Genomic DNA, 10,398 nt, shown 5'->3' on the forward strand with positions numbered 1-10,398 from the left:
GCAGCGTCACTACAGGTCGTTGCCGGCGTACGACAGGTTGAAGCTCTTGTTGGTCAACGGGAAGTCGGGAACGATCGTGTCGGCCAGCGCGACCGGCAGTGCGGGCCAGTTGAAGAAGCTCGGGTCCACGATCTTCACCCGGCTCAGCCGCCCGTCGCCGGTCAGCTCGACGCGGTGCACGATCGTGCCGCGCCAGCCCTCGACGATGCCGACCCCGGAGCCACCTGTGCCGCTGGTGACCGGCCCTGTCGCGGTCGTACGGCCGCCGAGCATGTCCGAGAGGCTGGTGATCATGGCGATGGACGTCGTGATTTCCTCTGCGCGCACGAGGAAGCGGGACAGCACGTCGCCGTCGGTGCGGGAGTGCGTGGTGCGCGGGAACTCCGCGGACAGGAACGGGTGGTCGTGCCGGGCGTCGACGTCCAGGCCGCTCGCGCGGGCGACGACGCCGAGCGTGCCGAGGTCGGCGGCCTGGTCGCGCCCCAGCGGTGCGGTGCCGGTGAACCGGTCGGCCACCACGGTGTTCGACAGGGCCAGGTCGACGATCTCGGCCGCGTCGGCGCCGACGGCGGCCAGCACGTGCGGGTCGGGCAGGGCGGCCATCGTGGCGCCACCGGGGTGGACGGCCCCACGCAGCAGCCGGTGCCCGGTGACGGTGTCGTTGAGACGCAGGAGACGTTCGCGGACGCGCTGGCAGTGGGCGTTGAGCACGCCGTAGGCGACGTCGTTGCACAGAGCGCCGATGTCGGTGATGTGGTTGTAGAGGCGTTCGAGCTCCAGCAGGATCGCGCGGATGCGTTGCGCGTCCTCAGGTACCGGCCACCGCTGAGCGTCCTCGACCGCCAGACAGTACGCGAGCGTGTGGCCGACGGTCGTATCGCCGCTGACCCGTTCCGCGAGCTCGATCCCCTCCCCCGGAGTGCGCCCGTGGAACAGCTTCTCGAGACCTCGGTGGACGAACCAGAGGCGCGCCTTGAGGTTGAGGATCGTCTCGCCGACCACGGAGAAGCGGAAGTGACCAGGACCGATCATGCCGGCGTGCACCGGACCGACCGGGATCTCGTACACGCCAGGACCTTCGACCGTGCGGAACGGGTACGGGCCGTCGACGCTGCCGAACTCAGGCGGGTCGCCCGCCTCCGTGAGCATGGGATACCAGCCCTGAGGCCAGTGGAAGTGGCGCACCAGTCGTTGTGGCAGCGGGTGGCCGGTGGGCACGATGCCGAACAGGTCGTGCATCTCGCGTTCGAACCGTCCGGCGGCGAACGACAACCCGGCCAGGCTAGGCACCTCCGGGGTGTCCGGGTCGAGCAGCACGTGCAGCTCGACCCTGCGGTCCGGCGCGGCGGCGGTGAACAGGTACACCGCGCGCAACCTGTCCCCGTCGTCGTGACCGGCGACCAGCGCGAGCCGGAAACCCCGCTCCAGCAGGGAACTCGCCCGGCCGGGCAGCTCCGCCGGGGTGAGAGTTCTCGTGATCATCGAGTCACCGCCAGAGGCTGGGTGGCCAGGTCGAGCAGGACGGGCAGTGGCCCGGCGACGACGCCGAGCACGGCACAGGCGAGCAGCCCACCGGTCAGCGCGATCGGGATCGGCGAAACGGCTGCGCTGTCCGAAGTGGACGGTGCTCCGAGCAGCATCCGGCTGGTGCGGGAGATCAGCGCGGCGGCGATCACCAGCACCAGCAGCAGCGCGGCAGCGGTGAACCAGCCGAGACCGGCGGTGAAGCCGGCGCGGGCGATGCCGAGCTCGCTCGCGAACAGGCTGAACGGAGGCAGGCCGATCAAGGCGAGCACACCGAACCCGAACGTCGTGGCCACCGCGGGGTGGTGGGCGACCAGGCCGCGCACCCCGTCGATCTGGCTGGTGCCGGTGAGCTGCAGGATGCGGCCCGCGCTGAGGAACAGCACCGCCTTGGCCAGCCCGTGTCCGAGGACGTGCAGCAGCGCCGCGGTCAGTGCCAGAGGGCTGCCGATCGCCGCACCGAAAGCGACCAGGCCGAGGTGCTCGATGCTCGAGTAGGCCAGCATCCGTTTGTAGTCGCGCTGTCCGATCAGCAACGACGCGGCCAACGCGAGAGAGGCCAGCGCCATCACCACGAGCAGGGTGCGGGCGAACCCCGGGCCCAATGCACCGTCACTGATCACCTTGACGCGCAGGATCGCGTAGAACGCCACCGACAGCAGCACCCCCGACATCAGCGCCGACACCGGCGCCGGGGCCTGGGAATGCGCGTCGGGCAACCACGCGTGCAATGGTGCCAAGCCTGCCTTGGTGCCGAACCCGAGCACCAGCAACACCACCGCGATCCGAGTCACGCCAGGATCCAGATCCGGCGCCTGCGCGGCGAGCGTGGCCAGATCCAGTCCCGCTGCGCCGGGAGCGTGCGCGGCGGCGAAGTTGAGCACGATGGTGCCCAGCAGCGCGAGGGCGATCCCTGCCGAGCAGATCACCACGTACTTCCACGCCGCCTCCACCGAGGCGCGGGTGCGGCGCTGCCCGACCAGGAACGCGGTGACGATCGTGGTGGCCTCGACCGCCACCCACACCACACCGAGGTTCGCGGCGAGCACCGCGAGCGCCATCGTGGCCAGGAACAGCTGCACGAGCAGGCTGTGCTGTGCGGCAGTGCGGACCGTCGCCCTGCCCGCCTCGATCTCGCCGCGGAAGTACGCGGGTGTCGCGGCGGTCGCGATCAGCCCGACCGCACCGATCACCAGCACCATGAACGCCGACAACGCGTCGGCGCGCAACAACCCGGCCACCGCGCTCACCGGGCCGGATCGGCTCACCTGCACGGCCAGCGCGACCGCGGCGGCCAGCACGACACCCGCAGATCCGGCGCTGACCCAGGTGGTGGCGCGGCGCCATCCGAGGACGAGGTGGATGAGCGCACCGAACACGGGCACCCCTAAGGGAACGAGCAGAGTCATCAGTCGCGCAACTCCCTCAGTTCGTCGAGGTCGGTGCCGCCGAAGGTCTCCCGCATCCGGGTCGTGAGCACCTGCAGAACCAGCACGGCCAGCAGCACGTCCAGCGACACGCCGAGCTCCACCACGAGGCCGACACCCGTGGTGGTGAGGAAGCCGACCGCGGTGATCCCGTTGTCCATCAACAGGAACCCGACCAGCTGCGACAGCGCACGCCGCCGGGTGACCAGCACGAAGAACCCGATCAGCACCACCGTCACGCCGACCGGAATCGCCTGGGTCGCCGCCGACGGCGCCAGCTCCACCAACGGCTGCGACACCGCGTAGGCCAGCAGCGTCAACGCCGCGGCGGCCAGCAACGACGCCGAGACGTTCACCAACGGCCTGGTCTCGCGCTGCGACTCCCCCGCGCCCGCCAACGCCCGGCGCAACAAGTACGGCAACACGCCCGCGCGCAGCACGAGCACCCCGACCGCGACAACCCACAGCTCAGCGGAGTTCTCCTGTGCCGCAAGCACTCCCACGAGCACAGCCAGTGCCGCGCCCTGCAGCGCGAACACCCGGATGATCACCGAGAGCTCGCGGCGCCACAACACCAGCACCGCCGTCAGCAGCAAGGCGCCGCAAGCCAGGTACAAGAGCTCCACGGTTCCCCTTTCCGGCCCAGGAGGAGTTCAAACGAGGAAGAACGACGCCGCGACGGCCAGCAGCGCGAGCAGGAACGACCCGGCGAGCAGCTCGGGCACCCGGAACAGCCGCAGTTTGGCGACGAACACCTCGGCGGCCGCGAGCAGCCCGCCCAGCACAGCGACCTTCACGACCAGGGCCAGCACCCCGATCAGCACCGCCAGCGGGGTGGCCTCGGTAGCGATTCCCCACGGTGCGAACAAGTTCGCCAGCAGCCCGAGGAACACCGACAGCCGCATGGCGGACGCCAGTTCCACCAGCGCCAGATCAGGGCCCGCATACTCCAGCACCATCGCCTCGTGGACCATCGTGAGCTCGAGGTGGGTCGACGGGTTGTCCACCGGGATGCGTCCGGTCTCCGCCACGATCACCACGATCAGTGCGACCGCGGCCAGCAGGCTCGCCGGCGAGATCACCCGCGCCGGGTCGTGCAGCGTCGACGAGACGATCGCGCCCAGGTTGGTCGACCCGACCCGCACCGACAGCGCGAAGATCGCCACCAGCAGTGTGGGCTCGACCAGGGCGAGGATCGTCATCTCCCGGCTCGCGCCCATCCCGCCGAACGCGGTGCCGGTGTCCAGGCCCGCCAGCGCGAGCGCCACCGCACCCAGTGCCAGCAGCGCCACCACCGCGAACAGGTCCGCCACCGGGTCCAGCGCGGACTCCGTGGCGACGAACGGCACCACGACCGCGACCACCAGCGTCGTGGCCACCAGCACCAGCGGCGCGAACCGGAACACCTCGCTCGTGCCCCGCGGCGCGATCCGCTCCTTGCGCAGCAACTTGCGCAGGTCACGCCACGGCTGCACGACACCCGCACCGGCGCGTCCCTCCAGCCGGGCACGCACCTGCCGCATCAGCCCGACCAGCAACGGCGAACCCGCGACGATCAGCACCGGCTGCACCACTCCGCCGACGACCCCGAGCGCGCTCACCGCGTCACCGCCAACAGGATCAGCACGCCGCACACCGCGTAGAAGCCGTAGCCGAGGTAGCGGTGCACGCTCCCCGGCGCGAGCCCACGCCCGGCCCGGCCCCACGCGGTGATCACGCTCAGCACCGGCCGGTAGAGACGCCGCTCGATCCGGTCGGGCACCTTCCGCCGGTACTCCACGGCCTGCACGAGGTAGCGGGACTCCTGGTGGTGCGACACGTCCACGTCCAGCTCCGGCTGCACCACGTCGTCGAACACCCGCTGCAACGGCTCTGCGAACGACGTCGCCGTGTACTCCATCCGCGGCGACATCGGTCCCCCGCCGCAGTCCCACAACCGCGCTTCCCGACGCACTCGCCGTGCGACGACGGCCCGAACCACGCCCGCCACCACGATCACAGCGGCGACGAGCCCGAGGGTCAGCAGGAGTGGTGACAACGCGCCGGTGGCCTGATCCAGCCGCAGTGTCACGTCACCGGACACGGCAGCCTCACCGGCCGCGGCCTGGACCGCGGGCAGGATCCCGGCCGGCCACAGCGCGAGCACCACGCAGACCACCGCCGCGACACCCGTTCCAGCGAGCATGGTGAACGGGCTCTCGTGCGCGTTCGCGGCGGCCTCGCTGCGCGGTTTGGCCAGGAAGCCGACCCCGAACGCCTTCACGAACGTGGCCACCGCCAAGCCGGCGGTGAGCGCCACCGCCGCCACCGCGACCGGCATCGCGATCGCCGCCGTCACCCCACCCGCGGGCAGACCGTGGATCAACGCCTGCAGCAACAGCCACTCCGACACGAACGCCGTCCCCGGCGGCAACGCCGACGCCGCCAGCGCCCCCAGCCCGAACGCCGCCGTGGTCACCGGCATCACCGGCCGCAACCCGCCCAGCGCGTCCAGATCACGGCTACCGGTCGCGTGCAGCACCGATCCCGCCGCTAGGAACAGCAACGTCTTGAACGCCGCGTGCCCGACCACGTGCAGCAGCGCCGCGGTCAACGCCAGCGCCGCCAGGGAGTGATCACCGAAGGAGGTGAACAGCCCGGCCGCACCGACCCCGATGAGCACCAGGCCCATGTTCTCGGTCGTCGACTGACCCAGCAGTCGCTTCAGGTCCGAGCTCATCGCGGCCTGCAGGATCCCGTACACCGCCGACACCGCGCCCAGCGCGAGCACCAGCAGCCACCACCACGCCGCACCACCACCGAGCAGGTCGACCCCGACCCGAACGAGTCCGTAGACGCCCAGGTTCACCATCGCCGCCGACATCAACGCCGACACGTGACTGGGTGCCTCCGGGTGCGCCCGCGGCAGCCACGCGTGCAACGGCACGATGCCCGCCTTCGACCCGAAACCCACCAGCGCCGCCACGAACACCACGCCCGACACCGCCGGCGACAGATGCCGCCCCGCCTCACGCAACGCGGTGAACGAATCGTCCGGAGCGTGCGCGACGAACACCATCAGTCCAATCAGGACTGACACGAACCCCAGGTGTGTCATCACCGCGTACCACCGGCCCGCCGACGCCACCTGTGGGCCGCGCCGGTGCTCGGCGACCACCAGCACCAGCGACGCCAGCGCCATCAGCTCCCAGCACACCAGCAACGTGGCCGCGTTCGCCGCCGCCGGCACCAGCACCATCGCCACGACGAACACCGGTAACGCCACCTGCACGCCGCGTGCCCGCAGATCCGGAGTGTCCGCGTAGGACATCGCATAGATCCCCGTCGCCACCGCGACGCCACCGGTCACCGCCACGAACAACCCGCCCAGCGGATCCAGCGTCAGCGCCACGCCCGACAGTGGCAACACGCCAGGCAGAGCAAGGGAAAACGATCCACCGGCCAGCGCTGCGGCACCCGCGAACACCGCGGCCGCGCCCGTCAGCGCGGTGCCCGCACCGACTACCGCCGCCCGCGCGCGGACCACGGCCAGCAGCGCCGTCACCAGTCCGATGGCCACAGCCGCGGCCATCCCCGTCGCGGAGAGGTTCATCGGCCGGTCAGCTTTCGCAGTCCCTCGACGATCGCCTCGGGCCGTGGTGGACAGCCCGCAATCTCCACGTCGACCGGCACGACATCGCGCACGGCACCAGCCACCCCGTAGGCACCCGCGAACACCCCGCAGTTGCGGGCGCAGTCCCCGACCGCCACCACCAGCTTCGGTGCAGGCACGGCGTCGAACGTCCGCCGCAACGGCTCGGCCATGTTCCGCGTCACGACCCCGGTCACCAGCAACGCATCGGCGTGCCGCGGTGAGGCCACCAGCCTCGCTCCGTACCGCTCGCCGTCGTGGACCGGCCCGAACGCCGACGCGATCTCGATCTCGCACCCGTTGCACGACCCCGCGTCGACGTGCCGGATCTGCACCGACCCGCCCAGCACCGCCGCCCCCTCGGGCCGGTCGCCCTCCGGCAGCGGCGGTGGAGGTTCAGCCACTCGCCCGGTCCGGCGGATCTTGCGCCACAGACTCAGCACGATCTCGCTCCCGCGATGGAGTCGGTCAGATCAGAGAAGCAGGTGCGGTCACCCCGCCGTCGGGGGAGGGACACGGGGTGACCGCGGCTCAACCGGTGCGCGGCACCGGCGGACTCGTGGCGCGGAGATCCTCGAGCAGCTCGGCCTGCCCGGACAGCACCCCCGACAGGATCCGGCGCGCTGCGACCAGCAACTCGGCCACGTGCGGGCTGGTCAGCGAGTAATGGACGGCCGCGCCTTCCTTCCGGGTGGCGACCAGGCCTGCCCGGCGCAGCACCGCGAGCTGCTGCGACAGGTTCGCTGGTTCGACGCCCACCTGCGGCACCATCTCCGCGACCGCGTGCTCACGCAGGCTCAGCAGCTCCAGCACCCGGATCCGCGCCGGATGCCCGAGCGTTTTGAAGAACTCCGCCTTGAGCTGGTACAGCGGCTTGCTCATCCGCGCGCCCCTTCCCGCTCACGCGTCACCCGTCACCTGGTCGCACGCTTCAACACTTGCTAACCTTAGCAAGTCCGAAACAGCACAACTCGACAGGACCAAGCCCGTGCCCGGAACTCCCGCCCAGCTGCGAGTTCTCGTCGCCGACGGATCGTCGTTGTTCCGCGACACGCTCCGGGAGGTCCTTCGCGACGCGGCTGACATCGATGTCGTCGCCGTCGCGGGCTCAGCGGACGACGCGATCCGCCTGGCCGACCAGCACGAGCCCGAGGTCGCCGTCGTGGACGTCCACCTGCCCGGCGACGGCCTGCACGCCATCCGCCGCATCCATCAGAAGACACCCGCGGTGAAGGTCGTCGCGTTGTGCGGCTTCATCGACGCGCCATCCGAGACCGAACTCCGCGAGCTGGGCGTCGTCGAGTACGTGATCAAAGGCGTGCCGAACCGCAAGATCCTGGCGGCCATCCGCCGAGCAGCCGAGGAAGGCGCCACCCTGTGACACTGCGCGGAACCAGACCCAACCCGTTCCAATGGCTGTGGTACGCGGTGGGCGGGCGACTCCCCCAGCGATGCAACCCGTGGGTCCTGCACGACGTCACCTGCCGCACCTGGGGTGTACGGCACTTCATCCGCGCCTTCTTCCAGATGTCGCCGATCCTGCTGCTGCTCCTGCTGCCGGGGCCGCTCTACATCAGGATCCTGTCGATCCTGCTCGGCATGTTCGTCGGCTACTTCTACTCCATGACCTACATGTGGCACACGACTGAGCAACGCCTGGTCAAACAGGGGTTCACGCGTGGCCTCGGCGAGCAGACCCGCCGGGCCAGACACGCTGAAGCCGACGCACGCGCCAAAGCCGCCTATGAACAGCTTTACCGCAGCAACTCCTGAACGACGCGCGAAGCACCGTTACCGCGTGGACGGCACCGGACCGTTCGAACTCGGCGGCTGTTGCTGTCCGCCCCGGCTGAGGTTGTGCGACTCCACCGGTTGGCCAGTGTCCCGCCTGGCGGTAGTCGATCGCCTTTGAGACGAGCTCCGCATCGCCGGAGTTCACGGCGTCATGGAAACGGCTGAAGGTCTCCTGGTTGCCGGACACGCGTCACTGGGCGTCCTGGTCGAGCTTGCCGTGGGCCGCCACCGAGAGGTCCTGCCCGTCGGCCCAGGTCTTGAGGCGGTCGGCGTAGGCCTGCTGGATCATGGGGTAGAAACCCTGTCCGAAAAGGACTCGAAGCGGCGGGTTGTCCATGTCGACGATCTTGAGGAGCGTCTGGGCCGCGGCGGCCGGGTCGCCGGAGGGCTGTTTGTTCGTGAAGCGGGCCAAGCGCCGGCGGACGTCGTCGTAGGCCGGGTTCATCTGGGCCAGGTGACCGTTGTCCAGCGGGTTCGGGTTCTTGCCGTCTCTCGTGGCGAAACCGCCGGGCTCGATGATGGTCACCTTGATGCCGAAGCCGGCGACCTCACCGGCGAGGGCCTCGTTCAGGGCTTCCACAGCCCACTTGGAGACGTGGTACGCGCCACCCAGCGGTACGGCGATGAGCCCGGCCGCCGAGGACAGCTGGATGATGTGCCCCGCGCCCTGCTCACGCAGGTGGGGCAGCGCGGCCTGGATGACCCACATCGCACCGAACAGGTTGGTCTCCAACTGGTCCCGCATCTCCCACTCGGTCAGCTCCTCGATCGCACCGACCTGGGCGTAACCGGCGTTGTTCACGACAACGTCCAACCGGCCGAAGTGTTCCTTGGCCCGCTGCACGCTCTCGAAGACAGCGGCCTTGTCGATCACGTCCATCTCGAGCGGGAGCACCCCGTCGCCGTACTCGGCGACCAGGTCGTCCAGACTGCCGGCCTTTCGTGCGGTCGCGGCCACCTTGTCACCGCGGGCCAGGGCGGTCTCGACGAACTCGCGACCGAGGCCGCGGGAAGAACCGGTGACGAACCAAACCTTGCTGTTCATGACTTCCCTTTCAGTGGAGTGGGTTACCAGGCCACGGGGCCGAGGCGGTCGATGAAGATTCCGGTCGGGCCGTCGGCGCCGAGCGTCGCCAGCTTGATGAACGGGTCGGCGCCCTCGGTGACCGTCAGCTGGCCCATGTGGTTGTTCATGTCCGTGGCAGTGAACTTGTGGTTGGCGACCTCGCCGGGCGTGACGGCGTTGAACTTGATGTTCGGGAACGCCTGGGCGTACCGGACGGTGAGCATGTTCAGTGCCGCCTTGGACGAGCTGTAGGCGAGCTCGTGCATTTTCGAGACGGCCTGGTTCGGGTCGGTCACGACCGCGAAGGAACCGCCGCCGCTGGACACCATCACCACCCGCGGCTGGTCGGCCGCCTGCAGCAGGGGCAGGAACGCGTGCGTGACCCGGACCGGCCCGTACACGTTGGTGTCGTAGACGGCGTGGATCTCGTCGGCTGTGGCCTCCGCGGGGTGGACGATCCCGCCCGGCGCGCCGGCGTTGTTGATCAGCACGTCCAGCCGGCTGGTGTGCTTTCGAACCAGCCGTGCGGCGTCGGCCACCGACTCGTCCGAGGTCACGTCCAGCGGGACCAGGAACACCCGCGCGCCGCCGGCTGCAAGCTTGTCGACCGCCGCCTGTCCGCGACCTTCGTCGCGCGAGCCGAGAAAGATCGTCCAGCCCAACTCGCCGAGCCTGCGGGCCGCCTCGAGACCGAGCCCCTTGTTGCCTCCGGTGATCAACACCGTGGTCTGTTCCGCGTTCGTCATGCACACCAGACACCGCTCCCCGCTCGGCTGTGACCACATGTGAACCACTTCACAGTCGGCCACCTCTCGGCAAAGACGACTCGCACGCCTGACGACGGGATGTGGTGTGTCGACGCAGGACGAGCCGGTTCTTGTCACCTCCACGAATCCGGCCGAGCCCACGCCTACCATCACGATCAAGCCCACCGCCACGCGCGACAGCAAGGAGAG

11 protein-coding genes are annotated in these 10,398 nt (G+C 69.9%); 2 read left to right on the forward strand and 9 right to left on the reverse strand.

Annotated features, from left to right (window positions below):
- Positions 1–9: 9 nt before the first annotated feature.
- The 7 genes from ACFOWZ_RS39880 to ACFOWZ_RS39910 form a co-directional block, all read right to left on the reverse strand.
- On the reverse strand, positions 10–1,482 hold the full coding sequence (locus tag ACFOWZ_RS39880) for a hydrogenase large subunit (protein ID WP_382379152.1): 1,473 nt from the start codon (positions 1,480–1,482) through the stop codon (positions 10–12).
- Entirely contained in the window at positions 1,479–2,933 is a 1,455-nt protein-coding gene (locus ACFOWZ_RS39885; protein WP_382379153.1) for a proton-conducting transporter transmembrane domain-containing protein, read from the reverse strand. Before ACFOWZ_RS39885 ends, ACFOWZ_RS39880 begins: the two co-directional genes overlap by 4 nt.
- Positions 2,933–3,577: a hypothetical protein gene (locus tag ACFOWZ_RS39890; protein ID WP_382379154.1), complete on the reverse strand. Its 645-nt coding sequence runs from the start codon at positions 3,575–3,577 to the stop codon at positions 2,933–2,935. The genes ACFOWZ_RS39885 and ACFOWZ_RS39890 overlap by 1 nt, the downstream gene beginning before the upstream one ends.
- Positions 3,578–3,604: 27 nt before the next feature.
- A complete protein-coding gene (locus ACFOWZ_RS39895; protein WP_382379155.1) occupies positions 3,605–4,552 on the reverse strand; it encodes a respiratory chain complex I subunit 1 family protein in 948 nt (315 codons plus the stop codon).
- A complete protein-coding gene (locus ACFOWZ_RS39900) occupies positions 4,549–6,543 on the reverse strand; it encodes a proton-conducting transporter transmembrane domain-containing protein (protein WP_382379156.1) in 1,995 nt (664 codons plus the stop codon). The genes ACFOWZ_RS39895 and ACFOWZ_RS39900 overlap by 4 nt, the downstream gene beginning before the upstream one ends.
- Positions 6,540–7,025 carry an NADH-quinone oxidoreductase subunit B family protein gene (locus tag ACFOWZ_RS39905; protein ID WP_382379157.1) on the reverse strand — a complete coding sequence of 162 codons (486 nt, stop codon included), beginning with the start codon at positions 7,023–7,025 and terminating at the stop codon, positions 6,540–6,542. Before ACFOWZ_RS39905 ends, ACFOWZ_RS39900 begins: the two co-directional genes overlap by 4 nt.
- An 88-nt stretch (positions 7,026–7,113) precedes the next feature.
- Entirely contained in the window at positions 7,114–7,464 is a 351-nt protein-coding gene (locus ACFOWZ_RS39910; RefSeq protein ID WP_382379158.1) for an ArsR/SmtB family transcription factor, read from the reverse strand.
- 106 nt (positions 7,465–7,570) lie between these two features.
- Between ACFOWZ_RS39910 and ACFOWZ_RS39915 the strand changes: the two genes are divergently transcribed.
- Together ACFOWZ_RS39915 and ACFOWZ_RS39920 are read left to right on the forward strand one after the other, a co-directional pair.
- A complete protein-coding gene (locus tag ACFOWZ_RS39915; RefSeq protein ID WP_382379159.1) occupies positions 7,571–7,963 on the forward strand; it encodes a response regulator in 393 nt (130 codons plus the stop codon).
- Positions 7,960–8,355 carry a DUF5313 family protein gene (locus ACFOWZ_RS39920; RefSeq protein WP_382379160.1) on the forward strand — a complete coding sequence of 132 codons (396 nt, stop codon included), beginning with the start codon at positions 7,960–7,962 and terminating at the stop codon, positions 8,353–8,355. Before ACFOWZ_RS39915 ends, ACFOWZ_RS39920 begins: the two co-directional genes overlap by 4 nt.
- Before the next feature lie 211 nt (positions 8,356–8,566).
- Here ACFOWZ_RS39920 and ACFOWZ_RS39925 read toward each other — a convergent pair whose 3' ends face one another.
- Both ACFOWZ_RS39925 and ACFOWZ_RS39930 read right to left on the reverse strand, forming a co-directional pair.
- Positions 8,567–9,421, reverse strand: coding sequence for an SDR family NAD(P)-dependent oxidoreductase (locus tag ACFOWZ_RS39925; protein ID WP_382379161.1), 855 nt, complete (start codon positions 9,419–9,421; stop codon positions 8,567–8,569).
- A gap of 23 nt (positions 9,422–9,444) precedes the next feature.
- Positions 9,445–10,188 (reverse strand): SDR family NAD(P)-dependent oxidoreductase, encoded by a 744-nt coding sequence (locus tag ACFOWZ_RS39930; RefSeq protein ID WP_382379162.1) that lies wholly within the window; start codon positions 10,186–10,188, stop codon positions 9,445–9,447.
- Positions 10,189–10,398 lie beyond the last annotated feature (210 nt).

It is taken from the genome of Lentzea rhizosphaerae, assembly GCF_042649515.1.
Classification (GTDB): Bacteria; Actinomycetota; Actinomycetes; order Mycobacteriales; family Pseudonocardiaceae; genus Lentzea; species Lentzea aerocolonigenes.